Genomic DNA, 22,187 nt, shown 5'->3' with positions numbered 1-22,187 from the left:
GGTGGGTCCGGCGCCTGATTTGTCTGGAAATAACAAATGCCGCCGGATTGACCGCGGCGGCATTGTTCGGGATTCTGTGTTTTCTTGTACTTTTTCCTAGTCCAGAAACACCCCTTGGAGCCGCCGTGGTATGCGGTACCAATAAAAATAGGTGCTAAAGACTGCGGAGAAAGTATTCATGTCGACCATCCTGCCAATAAGGGCAGTGCACTGTCAAGGCTGAAACCGCGAAATCATTGCATTGCACAAAAAAACCCGGCATAGGCCGGGTTTTTGCAACAGCAGGCATCATCTGCCGCTGAACTATTACATATTTGGATAGTTGGGACCGCCACCACCTTCCGGTGTGCACCAGTTGATGTTCTGGCTGGGGTCCTTGATATCACAGGTTTTACAATGCACGCAGTTCTGCGCATTGATTTGCAGACGCGGGCTACCTTCTTCCTGACCAACAATCTCGTAAACACCAGCAGGGCAGTAGCGCTGCTCGGGCGCATCGTATCTGGCCAGATTGAAGCTGATCGGCACGCCAGCATCCTTCAGCTTCAGGTGCGGCGGCTGGTCTTCGCTGTGATTGGTGTTGGAAATGAACACCGAGGACAGCCGGTCGAAGGTCAGCACCCCGTCCGGCTTGGGATAGTCGATGCGGCTGCATTCGCTGGCCGGGCGCAGGGTTTCGTGGTCTGCATGCTTGTGACGCAGCGTCCACGGTGCCTTGCCACGGAACAGAAAGGTGTCGATGGCCGAGTAGATCATCGCCGGCCACAGGCCCCAGCGGAAGGACGGGCGGATATTGCGCACCTGGTGCAGTTCTTCGTGCAACCAGCTTTGCTTGAAGCTAGCGGAATAGCCCACCGCTTCCAGGCCCTGCGCTTCCGGATTGGCCTGCAGCAAGGCAAACACGGCATCAGCCGCCAGCATGGCGGACTTCATCGCGGTGTGCGTACCCTTGATCTTGGGCACATTGAGGAAGCCGGCGGTATCGCCTACCAGCAAGCCACCCGGGAAGGTCAGCTTGGGCAGACTCTGGATGCCGCCTTCGGACAAGGCACGCGCGCCATAGCTCAGACGACGGCCACCTTCAAACACACCCTTGATGGCCGGGTGGGTCTTGAAGCGCTGGAATTCCTCGAACGGCGACAGGTAGGGGTTGGTGTAATCCAGACCAATCACATAGCCCACCACCACTTGATTGTCTTCCAGGTGGTACATGAAGGAGCCGCCGTAAGTGGCGGTGTCCACCGGCCAGCCCACGGTGTGGGTGATGGTGCCGGGCTTGTGGTTTTCCGGTTTGACTTCCCACAACTCCTTGATGCCGATGCCATAGGTTTGCGGGTCGGCACCGTCACGCAGGGCAAAGCGCTCGAATAGCATCTTGGTGAGCGAACCGCGACAGCCTTCGGCAAAGATGGTTTGCTTTGCCCACAGCTCCATACCGGGCTCGCCCGGCTGGTCGCCGTTCTTGCCGGTGCCCATGGCACCGGTGGCCACGCCCTTGACCGAGCCGTCGGCATGGTAAAGCACTTCAGCGGCGGCAAAGCCGGGGTAGATTTCCACGCCCAGGGCTTCGGCCTGCTCGCCCAGCCAGCGGCAGAAATTGCCCAGGCTGACAATGTAATTGCCGTGATTGTGCATCTGCGGCGGGGTCGGCAGCTGGATGGACTCGGTTTCCGTCAGGTAGAGGAAACGGTCGGACAGCGCCGGGGTATTCAGCGGTGCACCTTTTTCTTTCCAGTCCGGGATCAGCTCGGTGAGCGCCCCGGTTTCGATCACGGCACCAGACAGGATATGTGCGCCGATTTCCGAGCCTTTTTCCAGCAGACAGACACTGATTTCCTGGCCGTTCTGTTCGGCCACTTGCTTCAGGCGAATCGCGGCAGACAGCCCGGCAGGGCCGCCGCCGACGATCACCACGTCGTATTCCATATAATCGCGTTGCACCACATCTCCTTTGCGCCCGGAGGGCTGTCCTTATTAGCTGGCAGTCATCATGCAATGAAGCAGCCACGCTCGTCAAAATCAAACAAGCGTTTAAACGGTGCCTTGCTCACGCAGTGTGGCAATCCTGGCAGCGTCGTAGCCCAGCGCGCGCAGTACGTCGTCGGTATGTTCACCCAGTTTGGGAGGGGCCTGATTGTACTCGACCGGCGTACCGGAAAGTTTGATCGGACACCCTACCAGGGGCACATTTTGCCCTACGCTGTCCTGCATGTGTATTTCCATGCCGCGATGGCGAATCTGCGGATCGCGGAAAGCCTCGTCCACCGTGTTGATCGGGCCACAGGGTACACCGGCCTCATCCAGCAGTTTCAGCCATTGCTCGCGGGTATTACCCATAAAGGCTTCTGCCAGCAGCGGCACCACGCTGTCGCGGTGCTTCACCCGCTGCGGGTTGCTGGCAAATCGTTCGTCATCCGCCAGTGCCGGCAGGCCGATCACCTGACACACGGCACGGAATTGCTTGTCGTTACCGCAAGCCAGAATGAAATGGCCATCGGCACAGGCAAATACCTGATAGGGCACGATATTGGCGTGGGCATTGCCCAGCCGTGGCGGCACTTGCTGACCGATCAGCCAGTTCATATTGATATTGGCCAAGGACGCCAGCGCGCAGTCAAACAAGGCCATGTCGATGTATTGGCCCTTACCGCTGCTGCTACGCGCAATGATGGCCGCCAGAATGGCATTGCAGGCATAGATGCCGGTGAACAAGTCGGTTACCGCCACGCCCACCTTGTGCGGCTCGCCATCGGCCGGGCCGGTAATGCTCATCAGGCCGGACATGCCCTGCACGATGTAGTCGTAACCCGGCAGCTCGGCATAGGGGCCATCCTGGCCAAAACCGGTGATGGAGCAGTACACCAGCCGCGGATTGAGCTGGCTGAGGCTGTCGTAATCCAGCCCGTATTTTTTCAGACCGCCCACCTTGTAGTTTTCAATCACCACGTCGGCATCGCGTGCCAGCGCGCGGACGATTTCCTGCCCTTCCGGCTTGGTGATGTCCACCGTGACCGAGCGCTTGCCGCGGTTAGCACATAGGAAGTAGGCCGCCGTGCCATCCGGCAGGCTGGGCGGGGCCCATTGGCGGGTGTCATCACCGGCACCCGGGCGCTCCACCTTGAGCACTTCGGCACCCAGATCAGCCAGCAACTGACCCGCCCACGGCCCGGCCAGTACCCGGGAAAGATCCAGAACCTTGATGCCTGCAAGTGCGCCCGCCATGGTGTTCTCCTGATTGATTCGTTAGTGGCCGTCTGGCGGCCGGATGGACAGTGCAATGCCGCCGCGTGAGCAGCCACATGACGCTGTGCACCAAAAAAAGGGCCCGGTAAGCACCGGGCCTCGCAAGGACAGACAGGAACCAACAACGGGGGCAGGTGGAGCCACACCCCCGCTGTGCTATCAGGCAAATGCCTGAATACCAGTCTGGGCGCGGCCCAGAATCAGGGCATGCACATCGTGCGTGCCTTCATAAGTGTTGACGGCTTCCAGGTTCATCACGTGGCGGATGACGTGGAATTCGTCGGCAATACCGTTACCGCCGTGCATGTCGCGGGCGATACGGGCGATGTCCAGCGACTTGCCACAGTTGTTGCGCTTGATCAGCGAAATCATTTCCGGTGCAGCCTTGCCTTCGTCCAGCAAGCGGCCGACGCGGATGGCTGCCTGCAGGCCCAGGGCGATTTCGGTCTGCATATTGGCCAGCTTCAGCTGAATCAGTTGAGTGGCGGCCAGCGGGCGGCCAAACTGCTTGCGGTCCAGCGTGTACTGGCGGGCAGCGTGCCAGCAGAATTCAGCAGCACCCATGGCACCCCAGGCGATACCGAAACGGGCCTTGTTCAGACAGCCAAATGGGCCTTTCAAGCCTTTCACGCCCGGCAGGATGGCATCTTCTGGCACCAGTACTTCGTCCATGACGATTTCACCGGTGATGGAAGCGCGCAGGCTGAACTTGCCGTGAATCTTGGGGGCTGACAGGCCCTTCATGCCTTTTTCCAGCACAAAGCCGCGGATTTCGCCTTCGTCATCCTTGGCCCACACCACAAACACATCGGCCACCGGGCTGTTGGTAATCCACATCTTGCTGCCAGACAGGACATAACCGCCGTCCACCTTGCGGGCGCGGGTTTTCATGCCAGCCGGGTCAGAGCCGGCATCCGGTTCGGTCAGGCCGAAACAGCCCACCCATTCGCCGGTGGCCAGCTTGGGCAGGTATTTGTCTTTCTGTGCTTCCGAGCCGTAGGCCCAGATCGGGTGCATCACCAGGCTGGACTGCACGCTCATGGCCGAGCGGTAGCCGGAATCGACACGTTCCACTTCACGTGCCACCAGACCGTAAGCAACGTGGCTCAGGCCAGCACAACCGTAGCCGTCGATGGTGCAACCCAGCAGGCCCAGTTCGCCCATCTCGCTCATGATTTCGCGGTCGAAGCGCTCTTCACGATTGGCCGTCAGCACGCGCGGCAGCAGGCGGTCCTGACAGTAGGCTTCGGCAGTCTGCTGGACCAGGCGCTCTTCTTCGGTCAGCTGGTCGGCCAGCAGGAAGGGATCTTCCCAGGCAAAGGGTGCGCGGCTGTTGGATGCGGCCATCGAGGTATCTCCTTAGTGAACTTGTTCCGCATTGCGGAATTGCGTTTTACATTGCAGAATAGCCTAACAACTCCAAAATCGGCTGTAAAGCGTTTTCTTTTATCCCTGTCGCAAGCAGGCTATCCTTGCCGCTCGCGCCAGACAGGCCGGAAGGAAAATCCGGGCCATCCATACAGAATCGAGGAATGCAATGCAGGAAGAAGATGACAAGGACCGACTATTCGTCACCGCGCTGGCGCGTGGCTTGCAGGTGATGGCCGCGTTCCGGCCCGGCGAGTCGGCACTGTCCAATCTGGAAATTGCCAAGCGCACCGGGCTGCCCAAGTCCACGGTATCGCGGCTGACCTACACCCTGACCACGCTGGGCTATCTGTCCCAAGACGAACACAGCGGCTTCTACCGGCTGGGCGTAGCCTTGCTGGCGCTGGGTTCTGTGGTGCTGGCCAGCTATGACATCCGCCAGGTGGCCGGGCCGCTGATGCGCGAGTTTGCTCTGGAAAACAATGTTTCCATCAGTCTGGCCATGCGTGACGGCACCGACATGGTTTATCTGGAAACCTACCGCAGCCAGTCGCGGGTCAGCGTGCAGCTGACCGTGGGTTCACGCGTGCCGATTGCCACCACCGCCATCGGCCGGGCTTTTTATGCCGGGCTGCCGGTGAATGTGCGTCAGCAACTGGATGGCGAGCTGGCCACACGTTATGGCGAACGCTGGACGGAACTGCAGCAACGGCTGCAACAGGCGATGGAGGAATACCAGCGCTGTGGCTACTCGGCATCATTCGGGGAGTACGAGCCGGACGTGATGGCCGTGGGCGTACACCTGCCCTCACCCACTCCCGGCCAGCCGCCGATGAGCCTGAACGCCAGTGGCCCGGCCTTTGCCTTTAGCGCCGAGGTGATGCAGCAGCAAGTGGCACCCGCACTGATTGCCTTGCGGCAGCGTATCGTCCCGGTGGCATAAACACTCAGCCGGCCCTGACACGCTTGTATCAATGCCATTATCATTAAGCTTATGCAGCCAGCAGTAGATCAGAGATGCCCGGCCACCGACAACAAGTTCAGGAAGTATCGTGATGAAAAAGACAATTGCCTTGAGCATTCTGCTCGTGCTGCAACTGGGCGGCTGCGCATCCACCCCGCTGGCCGATCCGGCACAAGACGCGACCCGCAAGCAGTTTGTCACCAAGCCCGACCGGGCCGGTCTGTACATCTACCGCAATGAAAGCCTGGGTGCCGGTGTGCATATGGATGTCAGTGTGGATGGCAAACCGTTGGGACAGACCGTAAGCCACACTTACTTTTATACCGAGCTGACACCGGGCCACCACACCATCCGCTCTGAAGCGGAAAACACCAGTACGCTGGAGTTCAACGCCGAAGCAGGTCGGCTGTATTACATCTGGCAGGAGGTCAAGATGGGCATTCTGTATGCACGCAACAAGCTGCATATGGTGAATGATCCGGAAGGACAGGAAGGTGTGCGGGAAAGCAGGCTGGCCATACAACACTGACCAGCCTTCATGACCAGATATTCACAAAAGCGGTTCTGGCCATAGTATTGCAACTCAGGCCCCCTGAATGTAGTGCACCAGCTGATTGATCACCTGCTCTTGCTCCTGAATAGTGGCATGCACCAGATCGCCAATTGACAGCATGCCCAGCACAGTCTTGCCTTCGAGTACCGGCAAATGGCGGATGTGCTTCTCCGTCATCAGGGCCATGCACTGGTCGGAATTCTGCTCCGGCGTCACATACACCACTTTGCTGGTCATGATGTCGCGAATGTGGGTACCTGCCGATGTACGCCCTTGCAACACAATGCGGCGTGCATAATCGCGCTCGGAAAAAATCCCCACCACTTCGCCACCATTCATCACCAGTACAGCACCGATATCGTGCTCTGCCATTACCTGCAGCGCCTGAAACACGGTACTTTCCGGTGTTACCGTTATCAGCACGCGGCCGGACTTCTGTTCCAGCAACTGTCTGACTGTCTGCATTGCACCCTCCTTGTCGGCCAAGAGAACCTGAAACAACCTGTTTCAATACTATAGAACAAGATTGATCAGCAAAATGGCTGACGGCATACCCCACGGCAGACAAGAAAAAGGCCGGCGGGCACAAAGCCCCCGGCCTGTTGCACTGACTGGAAATGACTCAGCTGGCGCGAATCATGGTGCCGACACCATCATCGGTCATGATTTCCAGCAATAGCGCGTGCGGTACACGGCCATCGATGATGTGTACGGTATTCACGCCGCTGCGTGCTGCATCCAGCGCCGAGCTGATTTTGGGCAGCATGCCACCATGGATAGTGCCATCGGCAAATAGTGCGTCCACCTGCTGGGCGGACAAGCCGGTCAACAGTTTGCCTTGCTTGTCCAGCACCCCAGGGGTGTTGGTCATCAGGATAAGCTTTTCTGCATTCAGGGTTTCGGCCAGTTTGCCGGCCACCAGGTCGGCATTGATGTTGTAGGCTTCACCATTGGCACCGACGCCGATCGGGGCCACTACCGGGATGAAGTCCTGGCGGTCCAGCAAGGACACCAGCGACGGATCGATGCTGGAAATCTCGCCAACCTGACCAATATCGATCTTCTCGTCGCTCTCATCACTGAGGAACATCTTTTCCGCACGAATGAAGTGGCCATCCTTGCCGGTAAGGCCAACAGCCTTGCCGCCGTGGGTATTGATCAGCGACACGATTTCCTTGTTCACCAGGCCACCCAGCACCATTTCCACCACGTCCATGGTTTCCTGGTCGGTCACGCGCATACCCTGCACGAACTTGCCTTCCTTGCCGACACGCTCCAGCAGTTCATTGATTTGCGGGCCGCCGCCATGCACCACCACCGGATTGATGCCCACCAGCTTGAGCAGCACGATGTCCTTGGCAAAGCCTTCTTTGAGCGCATCGTCGGTCATGGCATTGCCACCATACTTGATCACGATGGTCTTGCCGGAAAAACGGCGGATATACGGCAGGGCCTCGGCGAGAACCAACGCTTTTTCAGCGGCATTTACAGACACAACGATCTCCTTCTGCTGGGTAGGGGCCGGAAGCGCTCCGGCCATGGGGCGACAATGTGTTGCATTCTAATCAATCAAACTACTGAACACTGATTTATTAATTGTAATGACAGTCGCTTTGCACTACATTGCCATGCATTAATGAACGAGTATTCAGATATATCCATGACAGAAAACTGCCCAATCGCTCGCTGGCGCAGAAAAAAGGAAGCACGCCCGGCCGAAATTCTGGATGCAGCCCTGATCCAGTTTGTCGAGAAAGGCTTTCGCGCCACCAAAATGGAAGACATTGCACGGGCAGCCGGGGTAACCAAAGGCACGCCCTATCTTTACTTCCAGAACAAGGAAGAGATTTTCAAGGCCATTGCCCGCGGCACCATTGTTGCCAATCTGCAGCAACTGGCCCAGGTTGCCGCCAGATACCAGGGCAGCACCAGCGACCTGCTACACCACATGATAGAGCACTGGTGGCAGGAGGTTGGCTCTGCGCCATCGGCCGGCCTGTGCAAGTTGATGATTGCCGAAGCGGCCAACTTCCCCGAACTTGCACTGTTCTACTTTGAAGAAGTGATCATCCCCAGCAACCAGATGCTGGCCAGGGTACTGGAGCGCGGCATCGCCAGCGGCGAGTTTCGCGAAGTCCCGCTGGTTCACACCGTTGAGGCCATGCTGGCCCCCTTGCTGACCACCATGATTTTCAACCACTCCTTCGGCCAGTTGCCCGGTTGCTGCATCGGCTCCACCAAGGATCCGCTCGGCTTCCTCAAGGACGCACTGGATCTGGTGCTGCACGGACTGAAAAAGAACTGACAGGAAAACTGCCCATGCCCACGCCCCTCCGCCTTGCCAGCCCGGCCCTGCTGGCTGTGCTGCTTACTGCCTGTTCTCAGCCAAGCGCTACCGTCGAAGAAGTCCGCCCGGTCCGAGTGGTAACTGCCAGTCAGAATGGCAGCGTGCAGAGCAACAGCTTTGCCGGCCAGATTCGCGCCCGCACCGAAACCGATCTGGCCTTCCGCATTGGCGGCAAGATCATCGCCAAGTTGGTAAACAACGGCGAACACGTAAAAAAAGGCCAGTTACTGGCCAGGCTTGACCCCAGCGATACCAGCCTGGACATCAACGCCAAACAGGCTCAACTGGCCGCCGCCGAGTCGGACCTGGCCCAGCAGCAGCTCAATCTGCAGCGTTATCAGCAATTGCTGGCCAAGCAGTTCATCAGCCAGGCCCAGGTAGACAGCCAGCTCAATGGCGTTAACGCCGCCCGCGCCAAGCGCGATGAAGCGCGTGCCCAGCTGGCCGCCAGCCGCAATCAGGGCAGCTATACCCAATTACTGGCCGACGCCGACGGCATTGTCAGCCAGATATCAGCCGAGCCGGGCCAAGTGGTGGCCGCCGGACAGGCGGTGGCACGACTGGCGCACGATGGCCCGCGGGAAGCCGCCATCCAGGTGCCGGAAAACGCCCTGCAGCAAGTACGTCAACAAAAGGAATTCACCGTCAGCCTGTGGGCGGGCAAGCAGCAGTTCCAGGGCAAGCTGCGTGAGCTGGCTGGCGATGCCGATGCCGCCACCCGCACCTATGCCGCCCGCATCAGCCTGCCGGATGTCATCCCGCTGGCGCTGGGCCAAACCGCCACCATCACGCTAGACACAAATGCAACACCGTCGCTCCAAACCCTGCGCCTGCCACTGACTGCACTGCTGGATGAGCAGGGCAAGCACTATGTATGGGTGGTAAACGACAAGGATCTGCGCGTTATCCGTCGTCCGGTCAGCGTGGCCAGCATCGACAGCAACAGCGTCACGCTGCAAGGTGGTGTCCACCCCGGCGAAAAAGTGGTCAGTGCCGGCGTACATCTGCTACATGACAAGCAACGCGTCACCTTGCTGCAAGGTGGGCAGTAAATGAAAAAGCTCAATCTGTCGGAATGGGCGCTGCGTCATCAGGCGCTGGTGCTGTACTTCATGGTGATGCTGATGGTGTCAGGCCTGTGGGCCTATACCCAGCTGGGGCAGAAGGAAGACCCCGAGTTCACCTTCAAGGCCATGCTGGTGCAAACCTACTGGCCGGGTGCCAAGGCGGTGGAGGTCGAACAGCAGATCAGCGACCGGCTGGAAGAAAAACTGCAGGAAATGCCGGAGATCAAGTATGTGCAGAGCTACAGCAAGCCGGGTGAGTCCCTGCTACTGATCAATCTGCGCGAAGATGTACCCGCCAAGAATGTGCAGGCGCTGTGGTATCAGGTGCGCAAAAAACTGGGCGATGTGCGCAGCAGCCTGCCAGCCACCACCCAGGGGCCGTTCTTCAACGATGAGTTCGGCGATACCTTCGGCAATATCTACGCCTTTACCGGCGATGGTTTTAGCGATGAAGAGCTGCGCCGCTACGTGGACCGGGCCAAGGAAGAAATCCTGCGGGTGCCGGATATAGCCAAGGTCAGCCTGGTGGGCGAGCAGAGCGAGAACATCTATATCGACCTGTCCAGCAGCAAGCTCGCCTCACTGGGGCTGGACACCAGCACCATCTGGACTGCCTTGCAGCAGCAAAATGCCATGCTGCCAGCCGGCACCTATGAAACCGCCAGCGACCGCATCTGGGTCCGCCCCAGCGGCAACTACAACACGGTGGAAGCCGTTGCCAATACGCCTATTGTCGCCAATGGCAAAAACCTGCGCCTGGGTGATATCGCGCAAATTCACCGCGGCTTTATCGACCCACCCAACTTCCGTATGCGCTTCAATGGCCATCCGGCCCTAGGCCTGGCCATCACCATGAAAAGCGGTGGCGACGTATTGCAACTGGGCGAGCACCTGGACGCCACCCTCAAGCAGATTCAATCCAAACTGCCGGTGGGCATCGAAATACATGCCGTTTCTGATCAACCCAAGGTAGTGAAGGGTGCGGTAAGCGAATTCATGCGCTCGCTGATCGAGGCCGTGCTGATTGTGCTGGCCGTCAGCTTCTTCAGCCTGGGCCTGCGCACCGGCGTGGTGGTGGCGCTGTCGATTCCGTTGGTGCTGGCGATGACCTTCCTCGCCATGTATTTCTTCAAGCTGGATCTGCAACGCATCTCGCTGGGCTCGCTGATCATCGCGCTGGGCCTGCTGGTGGACGATGCCATCATCGCGGTGGAAATGATGGCGCTGAAGCTGGAACAGGGCTGGAACAAGTTCCAGGCGGCAACCTATGCCTACACCAGCACCGCCTTTCCCATGCTGACCGGCACGCTGATCACCGCAGCCACCTTTTTACCCGTGGGGCTGGCCAAATCCGATGCCGGCGAATACGTGTTCAGCCTGTTTGCCGTGGTGGGGCTGGCGCTTATCCTGTCCTGGATTGTCGCCGTCGTTTTCACGCCATTCCTGGGCTACAAGCTGCTGCCGGAACAGGCCATTCACCACCAGCAGCATGATGTCTACCAGAAGCCCTTCTACATCCGCTTCCGCGCCGTGCTGGAATGGTGCCTGCACTACCGCAAAACAGTCATCACCATCACGCTGGGTATATTTGTGCTGTCGCTGCTGGCCTTCCGCCTGCTGGTAGCACAGCAATTCTTTCCATCATCCAACCGGCCAGAGCTGATGGTAGACCTGTGGCTGCCACGAGGTGCCAGTTACGCCGCCACCGAAAGCGAAGTGAAAAAACTGGAAGCACTGATCCGCCAGGACAAGAATGTGCACAGTGTCACCAGCTATGTCGGCAGTGGCAGCCCGCGCTTCTATCTACCACTGGATCAGCAACAACAGCACCTCAACTATGCCCAGTTGATGGTGATGACCGGCGACGAGCATGTACGCGAACTGGTGAAAAGCCGTATTGAGCAGATTTTCGATCACGACTTCCCGCTGGTACGCGGCCGGGTCACCCGGCTGGAAAACGGCCCGCCGGTCGGCTATCCGGTGCAGTTCCGCGTGATGGGGCCAGATCACGACAAGATCCGCGCCATTGCCGCAGAAGTGGAAAAACGGGTTCGAGCCAACCCGGCCACCCGCCACGTCAACATCAACTGGGGCGAGCAGCTGAAGGCGCTGCGTATCACGCTGGATCAGGACAAGATCCGCCTGCTGGGCATCAACAGCCAGTCGCTGTCGCAGCAGTTGCAGATGCTGATTTCCGGTGCCACCGTCACCGACTACCGTGACGGCAACCGCACCGTCGGTATTGTGGCGCGCCTGAACAAGCAGGAGCAGAGCGATGTGGCCGCGCTGGGCAATTTGCAGGTGCAAACCGCCAGCGGTCGCTTTGTGCCGGTGTCGCAACTGGGCAAGATCGACTATCAACCGGAAGAGTCCATCATCTGGCGACGCAACCGTCTGCCCACCATCACCGTCAACGCCGATGTGGCCGATGGCGTGCAGGGCGATGATGTCTCCACCGCGCTGTGGCCGCAAATGCAGCAGCTGGAGCAGACTCTGCCGCTGGGCTATCACATCGAACTCGGTGGCTCGCTGGAATCCAGCAGCAATTCACAAACCGCCATTGCCGCCGTTGCACCCTTCATGATCGTGGTGGTGCTCACCCTGCTGATGCTGCAATTGCAAAGCTTCCAGCGCACCTTGATGGTATTGCTGACCGCACCGCTGGGCATGATAGGCGTCACCCTCACCCTTATCCTGTTCCAGGCACCGTTCGGCTTTGTTGCCATGCTGGGAGTGATTGCCCTGTCCGGCATGATCATGCGCAACTCGGTTATCCTGGTTGACCAGATCGAACATGACATCGGCGAGGGCATAGGCCGCCACGAGGCCATCATTGGTTCAACAGTACGCCGCTTCCGCCCCATCATGCTGACTGCACTGGCCGCCATCCTGGCCATGATTCCGCTCACCCGCAGCACCTTCTGGGGACCGATGGCGGTGGCCATCATGGGTGGCTTGCTGGTCGCCACGGTGCTGACCCTGCTGTTTTTGCCCGCCCTGTACGCCCAGTGGTTCAAGGTGGCTCGCCCGCAAAAGAGAACAATATGAAACATCCTGCCCGCTTCACCCCCTTGCTGCCGGCCCTGGCCCTGCTGCTGGCCAGTAGCAGCGCACCGGCCTTCGACCTGAGCGAGGCCTGGCAGGCTGCCCGCAGTTACAACAGCGACTATGCCGCCTCGCGCGCCGACCTGGGTGCCGGTCACGAACTTGCCGTGCAGGGCCGGGCCCAGTTGCTGCCGCAAGTGGCGCTGACGGGCAGCTACAGTCATACCAACCCCACCCAGCCAGCTGGACAGTCCACCTATGACAGCTCGGGCTATGGTGTTCAGCTGTCACAGCCGCTGTTTGACATCAGCAAATACAGCGCCTACCAGAAAGGCAAAATCGCCAGCCAGCAGGCAGATACCAGCTTCAGCGCGGCAGAGCAGCAACTGATTGTCGACATCGCCCGCGCCTATTTCGATGTGCTGTTGGCCGAAGATACCCTGGCGGCCACCCGGGCCAGTAAAAAGGCGTACCAGACCCAGTTGCAGCAAGCAAAGGCAGCCTTTGACCTGGGTACCGCCACCATCATCGACACCCACGAAGCCCAGGCCGGCTTCGATGGTGCCAGCGCCAAGGAAATCGTGGCAGAGAGCCAGCAGGCAATCAGCCAGAACAATCTGCGGCGACTGACAGGTCTGGATAGCCGCAGCATCCAGCCGCTACGCGAACAGTTGCCGCCGCCACCTGCAGGTAATCTGCACAGCTGGATAGACCTTGCCACCCACAACAGCCTTGCTCTGCGTGCCGCCGAACAGGCACTGCACTACGCCAGCCAGACAGTAGCCGAAAAGCGTGGCAATCAGCTGCCGGTGGTATCACTCAGCGCCGGTTATAACGACAACCGCAGCAACCAGAGCGGCGCCCTGCCCGTCACCCGCGGCAGCAGCATCGGGGTCAGTGTCAGCCTGCCACTATTTGCCGGCGGCGGCATTGATTCACAGATTCGCGAAGCGCTGGCCAAGGAGGAGTCGACCCGCGACAAGTTGGAATCGGCGCGACGCCAGCTACAGGAAGATGTCCGCAAGAGCTGGCTGGGCGTCACCAATGGCGCAGCATTGGTACGTGCGCAACAGCAATTGCTGGTATCCGCCAAAAGCAAGGTGGACTCCACCAAGCTGGGCAAGGAAGTGGGCATTCGCACCAATCTGGACGTATTGCAGGCCGAACAGTCTTACTACGATGCCATCACCAGTCTGGCCACCGCCAAGTACGACTACCTCACCGCCTGCCTGCAACTGGAACAAGTGGCCGGCACCCTGGATGAAAGCCGCTTGCAAACGGTGAATGCGGCGATCCGGCATTAAACAAACTTGTCATTTGTGATCAAATGGGGCTACTGTTTGCGCAGCAGCCCTTTTTTCATGGTGTGCAAGTCTTGCAACAAGTGTTTAACTTTTCAATGCAGGTGTAGCTTTTTGCTAAACACCTGATTAGAATCAAACCACTCTGGAAAACGCCGAAGTCTGTCCCCGGCGACTGGTTGACACTGAAAAAAGCAGCGCTAAATGCCCTAGGTGCACCAGCATTCATGTCCAGGACATTGCCACCAGGCACCCCAATCTTAGGAGAGATGGAATGAGCAACAAAGATCTGATGCAACGCAAGGCCGATGCAACCCCGCGCGGCGTGGGCGTAATGTGTACTTTCTTTGCCGACAAGGCCAAGAACGCCGAAGTATGGGATGTTGAAGGCAATCGTTACATCGACTTTGCTGGTGGTATCGGCGTACTGAATACCGGCCATCTGCATGCCAAGGTACAGGCTGCCGTAGCCGAACAACTGAACAAGTTCAGCCACACCTGCTATCAGGTTGTGCCTTACGAATCCTATGTTGCCGTAGCCGAAAAGCTGAACCAGCTGACCCCCGGCAACTTCGCCAAGAAAGCTGCCTTCTTCAGCACTGGCGCTGAAGCAGTCGAGAACGCCATCAAGGTGGCCCGTGCTGCTACCGGTCGCCCGGGTGTGATCGCATTTGGCGGCGCCTTCCACGGCCGTACCATGCTGGGCATGGCACTGACCGGCAAGGTTGCCCCGTACAAAATCGGTTTTGGTCCGTTTGTAGGCGAGATCTACCACGCCGCCTACCCGAATGCCCTGCACGGCGTTTCGGTTGAAGATTCGCTGGCCAGCATCGAAAAACTGTTCAAGTTCGACATCGAAGCCAAGCGCGTAGCCGCCATCATCTTCGAACCGGTACAAGGCGAAGGTGGTTTCTACTCCGCGCCGGCCGAATGGGTACGCGCCATCCGCAAGCTGTGTGACGACAACGGCATCGTGATGATTGCCGACGAAGTACAAGCCGGCTTTGCCCGTACCGGCAAGCTGTTTGCCATGGAACACTTCGACGTTGCTGCCGACCTGACCACCATGGCCAAGTCGCTGGCTGGTGGCTTCCCGCTGGCAGCCCTGGTAGGCAAGGCCGAACTGATGGACGCACCGGCACCGGGCGGCCTGGGTGGTACTTATGCTGGTAGCCCGCTGGGCCTGGCTGCTGCCAATGCCGTGATCGATGTGATTCAGGAAGAAAACCTGCTGGAACGTTCCAACAAGCTTGGCGACCTCTTGAAGGAAAAACTGCACAGCCTGAAGAAGGACATCCCGCAGATTGCTGACGTACGCGGCCTGGGCGCGATGGTTGCCGTTGAATTCAACAAGCCGGGCACCCACGAGCCGGATGCCGAATTCACCAAGAAGGTACAGACCAAGGCACTGGAATCCGGTCTGATCCTGCTGACTTGCGGTGTTTACGCCAACGTGGTTCGCTTCCTGTTCCCGCTGACCATCGAAGACGAAATCTTCGCTGAAGCGCTGACCAAGCTGGAAGCTGCCCTGAAGGCCTGATCCGTCACTGGCTGATGATGACGGCCAATCCCGGCAACGGGGTTGGCCGTCTGCACACACACCATCCTCCGCCCACTCTGGAGAGACACATGCTGAATCTGAAAGACCCTTCCCTGCTCAAGCAGCAGTGCTACATCAACGGTCAATGGCTGGATGCCGACAACGGCGAAACCATTCCGGTCACCAACCCGGCAACCGGCGAAGTCATCGCCAGCGTGCCGAAAATGGGCAAGGCTGAAGCCGAGCGCGCCGTCTCCGGTGCCGCTGAAGCCTTCAAGAGCTGGAAAAAGAAATCGGCCAAAGAACGTTCCGTCATCCTGCGCCGCTGGTTTGAACTGATGATGGCCAATCAGGACGACCTGGCTGTCATCCTCACCAGCGAACAAGGCAAGCCGCTGGCTGAAGCCAAGGGCGAAATCGCCTACGGCGCTTCCTACATCGAATGGTATGGCGAAGAAGCCAAGCGCCTGTATGGCGACACCATTCCGGCCCCTGCTGCCGACCGTCGCATTCTGGTCACCAAAGAACCGATCGGCGTAACCGCCGCCATCACCCCGTGGAACTTCCCCAATGCCATGATCACCCGCAAGGCTGCTCCGGCGCTGGCCGCGGGTTGTCCGATGGTGGTACGCCCGGCCAGCCAGACTCCGCTGTCCGCCCTGGCCATTGCCGTACTGGCCGAACGTGCCGGCATTCCGGCTGGCGTGTTCTCGGTGCTGACCGGCAGCTCCAGCGAAATCGGTGCCGTACTGACCGGCAGCGACACCGTGAAGAAATTCTCCTTCACCGGTTCCACCGAAGTGGGTCGCAAACTGATTGCCCAATGTGCAGACACCGTCAAGAAAGTGTCGATGGAACTGGGCGGCAACGCACCGTTCATCGTGTTTGACGATGCCGATCTGGATGCCGCTGTTGAAGGCGCCATGATTTCCAAGTACCGCAATGCCGGCCAGACCTGCGTCTGCGCCAACCGTATTCTGGTACAGGATGGCGTTTACGATGCCTTTGCCGAGAAATTTGCCACCGCCGTGGCCAAGCTGAAAATCGGTAACGGTCTGGAAGCCGGTATCACCCAGGGCCCGATGATCGACCAGAACGCCGTAGCCAAGGTGGAAGAGCACATTGCCGATGCCCTGGCCAAGGGTGGCAAGCTGATTACCGGCGGCAAGCGCAGCGCCCTGGGCCACAGCTTCTTCGAACCGACCGTCATCACCGGGGTGACCCCGGCCATGAAGGTGGCCAAGGAAGAAACCTTCGGCCCGCTGGCTCCGGTATTCCGCTTCAAGACCGAAGAAGAAGCCATCCAGATGGCCAACGACACCGAGTTCGGCCTGGCCAGCTACTTTTATGCCCGTGACGTGGGTCGTATCTTCCGCGTCTCCGAAGGCCTGGAATACGGCATGGTTGCCGTCAACAGCGGCCTGCTGTCCAACGAAGCCGCACCGTTCGGTGGCGTGAAGCAATCCGGCCTCGGCCGCGAAGGCAGCAAGTACGGTATTGAAGACTACCTGGAAATCAAGTACGTTCTGCTGGGTGGCCTGGACAAGTAAGTCCTGCTACCAGCAACAGAAAAGGCCGCAGATGCGGCCTTTTTTATTTTCCCCACACCGGGCCTCAATGCAGCTTGACGATGGTTTCCGACAAGGGAATATCCGCCTCGCGCAGGCAATCACACAAGTCCTTCCAGGTAGCGTCCTTGTCCGGGGCCACATCCGGCACCATCAGCCATGGAGAACGTGCCAGCAACTCGTCACTACCCTGCAACTTGAGGCCAACCTCATAGCCCTGCATCTCCGGCTGATACTCAGCCACGGCTTCCAGATCCTGCAAACCGCCTACCTTGTTGGCAATCAGGGCTACCGTCAGCCCCAGACGTTTGCGATTCCACGCCCTTACACCCGCAGACAGTGACTCCCACCACGGCAACGGAGCAAACAGCTCGGCCTCGCCGTATTCCATTTCGGCTCCGATTGCCTGCTGCACCAGCGGCATCACTGCGTCCAGTGCCTTGCGCGACAGCTGCCTGGCCTGATCGACAGGCAACGCGCCGCGTTCAACCAGGAAAGGCAGCCAGGAAATCACCAACTGAGGCTCCTGTGTCTTGCGAGCAGCGTCATAAGTAGCGCGTGAGGAGACCGGATCAAGCGGGGCAAAATCACAGCCCGCATCCATCACGCGGGCCAGGTGTATCAGGTTCTGACAGGCGCGCTCATTGAGCATATCGACGGTAAACAGGGTGGGAGATATCCACAGAATGGCCTTCTCTGGTACATCCAGCGCATCCGCCAGCGGCGTTTCCAGTCGCTCCAACAGCGGAAAATGCCACCACACCCCACCTTGAGCCCGTGAAAAAGCAAAGGGCAGCGCCCACAGTTCGAACGACACAACCGAGCCATCCGTGCGCACCACCTCGGGAAAGGCAATGGCATCGCGTGCGCTGTTCACCAGCAAGGCACGGGCTGACGGTTCACCCAGCAGGGAAAGCTGGGCTTCGGTAAAGACCGCCTGATCGCCGCCCATCAAGGCCTGTTGCACCTGTGCGGCAAAACCAGCGCGATGCATGGGGTCAAGGGCGGCGGCACGGGCGGCATCACGCAGGGTGCGAATAGCCAAGCTGCGCTCGGCGGGTGGCAGCGGCTCGGTCGGCCCCTGACGCATTTCACGCGGGCGCGGCCCGACCTCGCGCTCGGCATACGCCTCGTGCAAGCGCTGGTAGGTGCTCATGGCTTCATCGCAGATTGCCTGCAGGCGTGTCGCCGTGGGAACATCGCCACTGAAGACGAAATCAAACAGGCGCAGACCGCGATTACACACGTAGACACTGCGATTGGCATCGGCATCAAATAGCAGCGCACTGGCAAATGCTTCAGCATCGCGACCAGCAAACTCGGTGAAGTCATTGCCAATCAGACGACAGACAAAGGCGGGGGCCGTGGTATGCACCAGATATTCGGTAGCCTCAAGGCCAGACGCGTCCACGGCATCACCAAAGATGAAACGGTTAGGCTGCTGCGGTTCACCCTTGATACGGGTATTACGGGGATGCGGTGTCATCAATCAACCAGAAAAATCTGCAAAAACATCCCATTGTACCCGCCCCTCCCATGCGGCGAAACCGCCGGAATGCGGATTCGCCTATGCGCCGACAGCCATTTCGCTACGCCAGTCGGCCATCAGCACTGACAATGCCTGCCGCTGCTGCCCTGCTGCATCAAAGTTTTCCGCTGCCAGCCATTGTTCCAGCCGTTGCCGCACCGCAGGCCATTCGCCATCCAATATGGAATACCAAGCGGTATCACGATTACGCCCCTTGGTAATCATGGCCTGACGGAACAGGCCCTCGAACAGAAACCCCAACCGCTCGGCAGCACGACGCGATGGCAGGTTCAGCGCATTACACTTCCATTCATAACGGCGATAGCCCAGTTCAAAAGCGTGGCGCATCATCAGATACATGGCCTCGGTTGCCGCCGGTTTCTGCTGCAACAGGGGCGAATAGTTAAGGTGCCCGACCTCGATCACCCCATTTGCCGCATCAATGCGCAAATAACTGGCAAGGCCCACCGGCTGCCCGCTGGCAGCATCAATGATGGTATAAAACTGCGGATCGGCCAGCCCTTCCATGCTGCGCAGCCAGCTACTGTAGTCAGCCTGACTGGCAAACGGCCCATAGCCCAGATAGGTCCAGTTTGCCGCCGCGCCATCCTGCTGCATGGCTTCATACAACCCCTGTGCATGGCGTGCTGCCGACAATGGCTCCAGCCGGCAATACTGCCCGCTCATCACCTGCGGCTGTGGTGCAGGGCAAACCTGCCAATCTGGCAAGGCCAGGCCATGCAACTGGCCGTACTCGTTGAGTTCGCCTACGGCCAGACGCTGTGCAATGAAATCATCAGACATATTTTCTCCTAGCAAGCACACTTGATGGACGTGCCCGCAGTAGCATGGCTGCCAACAGTGGCAAAACCATCCCGCTTCCACCAGTCCAGCCCACCTTGCAACTCCTTCACCCGAAAGCCCAGTTGCAGTAGCTTGATGGCTCCATTGGTGGAGCCATTGCAGCCAATTCCATCGCAGAATGGAACCAGCAAGGCATCACGTGGCAATGCAGCGGTTGTATCTGCCGACATGGCCCGGTGCGGCAAAGACAATGCACCGGGAATGCTTTCACGCTCAAAGGCGCTACTCGCACGGGTATCGATCAGAATCAGTTTCTCACCGGCTTCCAGTGCTGCCTTGACATCGGCAGCATCAATTTCATAGGCCAGCTTGGCCTGATAGAACTCCAGCTGTGTCATCGGTTTCATCCTGGCTGATGCATTTGCAATAGCTGCAGATTACGGGCAAATTGATTCCTTCAAAAGAACCACTCTTTGCATCCGCCAAGGAACCACTACATTCATGCATGCCGACTGGATCATCGACTATCTGCAAGGCCAGCTGCAACGACAGGGTCAATCGACACTGTCACAGCAGGTGTACAAGCTGCTGCGCGAAGCCATTGCCCGGCAGCAGTTGGTGGCAGACACCGCCTTGCCAGCCAGCCGCATGTTGGCGCGCGCCTTGCAGATCGGTCGCAATACCGTGCTGACGGCTTACGATCAATTACTGGCCGAAGGCTATCTTTACAGTCGGCCAGGCGCCGGGACTTTTGTCAGCCCGGCCTTCAGCAGCCTTGGTCAACCCACGGCAACAGCACGCAGGCATGCCGGCTTGTCTCAGCGGGGCCAGGCACTGTCCGAGCAATACCGGCTCCCCACCGGCCTGACTGGAGCCTTTGCTCCCGGCTTGCCGGAGTTGCGCCAATTCCCGCATGCTGTCTGGCAGCGACTGCAGTATCAGCACAACCGGCAAGCGCCGTCTCACTGGTGGCATTACCAGCAAGAAGGCGGACTGCCAGCCCTGCGCCGGGCCATATGCACCTATTTGCAATTATCACGCTCCGTTCACTGCCATCCTGACCAGATTCTGGTAGTGCAAGGTGCCCAGCAAGCGCTGGAACTGACCGCACGGTTACTTGCCGACCCGGCAGACCAGGCCTGGATGGAGGATCCGGGCTACGCAGGCGCTCAGGCAGCCATGCAGGCCGCCGGTTTGCACATCATCCCGGTACCCGTCGACAATGAAGGGCTGAATCCGGCAGCTGCGCCGCCAGCTAGCCGGCCGCGGCTGGTTTACATTACGCCATCACACCAGTATCCCAGTGGCGTTGTCATGTCCCTCGCCCGCCGCCTGGAGCTGTTGCAACGCGCTGAGGCCGATGACAGCTGGATCATCGAAGACGACTACGACAGCGAATTCCGTTACGATACTCAGCCCATCGCCTCGCTGCAGGGGCTGGCGAACAGCGCAAGGGTCATCTACATCGGCACTTTCAGCAAAGTCATGTTCCCTGCCATGCGATTGGCTTATCTGGTCATCCCACCCGCGCTGGTCGATGCCTTCCGTTCAGCCTACGCCCGTCTGTATCGTGAGGGCTGCTATGCCCAGCAAGCGGCGCTGGCGGATTTCATCGAGCAAGGCCATTTTGCCCGCCACATCCGCCGCATGCGCGACCTGTACCGGATACGCCAGCAATTACTGCGCAGCACCCTGCAACAGGCGGTGGGACAGGCCATCACCCTGTCCTCCGGCCAAGCCGGCATGCATCTGGTGGCAAGCCTGCCCCCATCGGTCTGTGACCAGCAGCTAAGCCAGCAAGCCGCAAGCGAGCAGCTGTGGCTACGCCCTCTGTCGCGCCATTTCCTGGGCGCGGAACACCGCAACGGGCTGGTGCTTGGCTATGCCGGGGTCGAGGAAAATGATATTCGCCAGTCGGCACTGCGACTGGCCCAACTGGTAGAGCCCTTATTGTGAGCACCAACAAACCCGCATTACTGATCAGCGCCTGCCTGCTAGGCGAAGCTGTCCGCTACGATGGTCAGGCAAAAGGACAAGCACCAGACCAACTGGCTGCACTGGCCGAGCGTTTCCGGCTGATTCCCACCTGCCCGGAATGCGCCGGGGGGCTGCCCGTACCACGCCCGGCTGCAGAAATCAGTGGCGGAGATGGCTCCGACGTATGGCAAGGCAAAGCAAAGGTCATGACTGCTGATGGCCAGGACCTCACCACGGTCTTTACCAATGGAGCAGAGCACAGCCTGGGTCTGGCCCAACAGCATGGCTGTCAACTGGCATTGCTCAAGGCCAATAGCCCGTCTTGCGGCAACCGGCACATCTATGATGGCAGTTTCACAGGTCAGCTACAGCCTGGCGAAGGTGTAAGCAGCAGCCTGCTGCGCCAGCACAACATCCGGATATTCAATGAGGAAGAAATCAGCAGCTTGCTGGAGACTGCTGGCCGCAAGACATGATCTTGCATCAGCCAAATGCAAAAAGCCCGGAACATGATGTCCGGGCTTTTTGCTGCCAACTGGCTGGCGAATGGAGAGTTTGGCTGTGTCCTACTTTCACATGGCGAATGCCACACTATCATCGGCGCTAAGGCGTTTCACGGTCCTGTTCGGGATGGGAAGGCGTGGGACCACCTCGCTATGGCCACCAAACATCAAGCTGTAATCCAAAGCTTGCCGGAGAAACTCGACAGCAAGACATCGGGTAAATCAAAGCCCAGCTCGGTTGAGCTGGGCTTCTGTATGGGGAGTCTGGCGGTGTCCTACTTTCACATGGCGAATGCCACACTATCATCGGCGCTAAGGCGTTTCACGGTCCTGTTCGGGATGGGAAGGCGTGGGACCACCTCGCTATGGCCACCAGACA

General features: G+C 59.0%; 18 protein-coding genes and 2 rRNA genes. 10 read left to right on the top strand and 10 right to left on the bottom strand.

What is annotated here, in order from left to right; all coding sequences use genetic code 11:
* Nucleotides 1–306: 306 nt before the first annotated feature.
* The 3 genes from QVF59_RS09265 to QVF59_RS09255 all read right to left on the bottom strand — a co-directional run bounded on the left by QVF59_RS09265 (nucleotide 307) and on the right by QVF59_RS09255 (nucleotide 4,590).
* Nucleotides 307–1,926: an electron transfer flavoprotein-ubiquinone oxidoreductase gene (locus QVF59_RS09265; RefSeq protein WP_287879151.1), complete on the bottom strand. Its 1,620-nt coding sequence runs from the start codon at nucleotides 1,924–1,926 to the stop codon at nucleotides 307–309.
* A gap of 105 nt (nucleotides 1,927–2,031) precedes the next feature.
* A complete protein-coding gene (locus QVF59_RS09260; RefSeq protein ID WP_287879133.1) occupies nucleotides 2,032–3,222 on the bottom strand; it encodes a CaiB/BaiF CoA transferase family protein in 1,191 nt (396 codons plus the stop codon).
* 180 nt (nucleotides 3,223–3,402) lie between these two features.
* Nucleotides 3,403–4,590, bottom strand: a complete 1,188-nt coding sequence (locus QVF59_RS09255; RefSeq protein ID WP_287879132.1) for an acyl-CoA dehydrogenase — start codon at nucleotides 4,588–4,590, stop codon at nucleotides 3,403–3,405.
* Between the two features lie 190 nt (nucleotides 4,591–4,780).
* Here QVF59_RS09255 and QVF59_RS09250 point away from each other — a divergent pair, with 190 nt between their 5' ends.
* Together QVF59_RS09250 and QVF59_RS09245 are read left to right on the top strand one after the other, a co-directional pair.
* Nucleotides 4,781–5,554: an IclR family transcriptional regulator gene (locus QVF59_RS09250; protein ID WP_287879131.1), complete on the top strand. Its 774-nt coding sequence runs from the start codon at nucleotides 4,781–4,783 to the stop codon at nucleotides 5,552–5,554.
* A 112-nt stretch (nucleotides 5,555–5,666) separates the two neighbouring features.
* On the top strand, nucleotides 5,667–6,104 hold the full coding sequence (locus tag QVF59_RS09245; protein WP_287879130.1) for a DUF2846 domain-containing protein: 438 nt from the start codon (nucleotides 5,667–5,669) through the stop codon (nucleotides 6,102–6,104).
* A 54-nt stretch (nucleotides 6,105–6,158) separates the two neighbouring features.
* Here QVF59_RS09245 and QVF59_RS09240 read toward each other — a convergent pair whose 3' ends face one another.
* Both QVF59_RS09240 and argB read right to left on the bottom strand, forming a co-directional pair.
* Nucleotides 6,159–6,593, bottom strand: a complete 435-nt coding sequence (locus tag QVF59_RS09240) for a CBS domain-containing protein (RefSeq protein WP_159879732.1) — start codon at nucleotides 6,591–6,593, stop codon at nucleotides 6,159–6,161.
* A gap of 157 nt (nucleotides 6,594–6,750) precedes the next feature.
* On the bottom strand, nucleotides 6,751–7,623 hold the full coding sequence (gene argB, locus QVF59_RS09235) for an acetylglutamate kinase (RefSeq protein ID WP_159879734.1): 873 nt from the start codon (nucleotides 7,621–7,623) through the stop codon (nucleotides 6,751–6,753).
* 165 nt (nucleotides 7,624–7,788) lie between these two features.
* Between argB and QVF59_RS09230 the strand changes: the two genes are divergently transcribed.
* The 6 genes from QVF59_RS09230 to gabD all read left to right on the top strand — a co-directional run bounded on the left by QVF59_RS09230 (nucleotide 7,789) and on the right by gabD (nucleotide 16,978).
* Nucleotides 7,789–8,433 (top strand): TetR/AcrR family transcriptional regulator, encoded by a 645-nt coding sequence (locus tag QVF59_RS09230; RefSeq protein ID WP_287879127.1) that lies wholly within the window; start codon nucleotides 7,789–7,791, stop codon nucleotides 8,431–8,433.
* A gap of 14 nt (nucleotides 8,434–8,447) precedes the next feature.
* On the top strand, nucleotides 8,448–9,527 hold the full coding sequence (locus QVF59_RS09225; RefSeq protein ID WP_287879125.1) for an efflux RND transporter periplasmic adaptor subunit: 1,080 nt from the start codon (nucleotides 8,448–8,450) through the stop codon (nucleotides 9,525–9,527).
* On the top strand, nucleotides 9,528–12,590 hold the full coding sequence (locus QVF59_RS09220; RefSeq protein ID WP_287879124.1) for an efflux RND transporter permease subunit: 3,063 nt from the start codon (nucleotides 9,528–9,530) through the stop codon (nucleotides 12,588–12,590).
* Entirely contained in the window at nucleotides 12,587–13,891 is a 1,305-nt protein-coding gene (locus tag QVF59_RS09215; protein ID WP_287879122.1) for a TolC family outer membrane protein, read from the top strand. The genes QVF59_RS09220 and QVF59_RS09215 overlap by 4 nt, the downstream gene beginning before the upstream one ends.
* 271 nt (nucleotides 13,892–14,162) lie before the next feature.
* Nucleotides 14,163–15,428, top strand: coding sequence for a 4-aminobutyrate--2-oxoglutarate transaminase (gabT, locus tag QVF59_RS09210; protein WP_287879120.1), 1,266 nt, complete (start codon nucleotides 14,163–14,165; stop codon nucleotides 15,426–15,428).
* An 89-nt stretch (nucleotides 15,429–15,517) separates the two neighbouring features.
* Nucleotides 15,518–16,978 (top strand): NADP-dependent succinate-semialdehyde dehydrogenase, encoded by a 1,461-nt coding sequence (gabD, locus tag QVF59_RS09205; protein WP_287879119.1) that lies wholly within the window; start codon nucleotides 15,518–15,520, stop codon nucleotides 16,976–16,978.
* A gap of 64 nt (nucleotides 16,979–17,042) precedes the next feature.
* Here the strand turns inward: gabD and QVF59_RS09200 are convergent, their stop codons facing one another.
* From QVF59_RS09200 to QVF59_RS09190, 3 genes are all read right to left on the bottom strand, one after another.
* The gene (locus QVF59_RS09200) at nucleotides 17,043–18,482 is read right to left on the bottom strand and encodes a hypothetical protein (protein ID WP_287879117.1); all 1,440 of its coding nucleotides are present in this window, start codon (nucleotides 18,480–18,482) and stop codon (nucleotides 17,043–17,045) included.
* Nucleotides 18,483–18,563: 81 nt separating this feature from the next.
* Nucleotides 18,564–19,328, bottom strand: coding sequence for a GNAT family N-acetyltransferase (locus QVF59_RS09195; RefSeq protein ID WP_287879116.1), 765 nt, complete (start codon nucleotides 19,326–19,328; stop codon nucleotides 18,564–18,566).
* 8 nt (nucleotides 19,329–19,336) lie between these two features.
* Nucleotides 19,337–19,726, bottom strand: coding sequence for a rhodanese-like domain-containing protein (locus QVF59_RS09190; protein ID WP_205677457.1), 390 nt, complete (start codon nucleotides 19,724–19,726; stop codon nucleotides 19,337–19,339).
* 103 nt (nucleotides 19,727–19,829) lie between these two features.
* On the opposite strand from QVF59_RS09190, the gene pdxR reads away from it, so the two are divergent.
* The gene (gene pdxR / locus QVF59_RS09185; RefSeq protein WP_287879113.1) at nucleotides 19,830–21,284 is read left to right on the top strand and encodes a MocR-like pyridoxine biosynthesis transcription factor PdxR; all 1,455 of its coding nucleotides are present in this window, start codon (nucleotides 19,830–19,832) and stop codon (nucleotides 21,282–21,284) included.
* Nucleotides 21,281–21,781 carry a 2-thiouracil desulfurase family protein gene (locus tag QVF59_RS09180; RefSeq protein WP_287879111.1) on the top strand — a complete coding sequence of 167 codons (501 nt, stop codon included), beginning with the start codon at nucleotides 21,281–21,283 and terminating at the stop codon, nucleotides 21,779–21,781. Before pdxR ends, QVF59_RS09180 begins: the two co-directional genes overlap by 4 nt.
* A gap of 77 nt (nucleotides 21,782–21,858) precedes the next feature.
* Here QVF59_RS09180 and rrf (QVF59_RS09175) read toward each other — a convergent pair.
* Together rrf (QVF59_RS09175) and rrf (QVF59_RS09170) are read right to left on the bottom strand one after the other, a co-directional pair.
* Nucleotides 21,859–21,973, bottom strand: a 5S ribosomal RNA gene (gene rrf / locus QVF59_RS09175).
* Between the two features lie 97 nt (nucleotides 21,974–22,070).
* Nucleotides 22,071–22,185 (bottom strand): 5S ribosomal RNA (rrf, locus tag QVF59_RS09170).
* Between the last annotated feature and the right edge of the window lie 2 nt (nucleotides 22,186–22,187).

Origin of the sequence: Aquitalea sp. (assembly GCF_030150775.1) — a bacterium.
Lineage (GTDB): Bacteria > Pseudomonadota > Gammaproteobacteria > Burkholderiales > Chromobacteriaceae > Aquitalea > Aquitalea denitrificans.
This window is presented reverse-complemented; position numbering and strand designations above follow the sequence as displayed.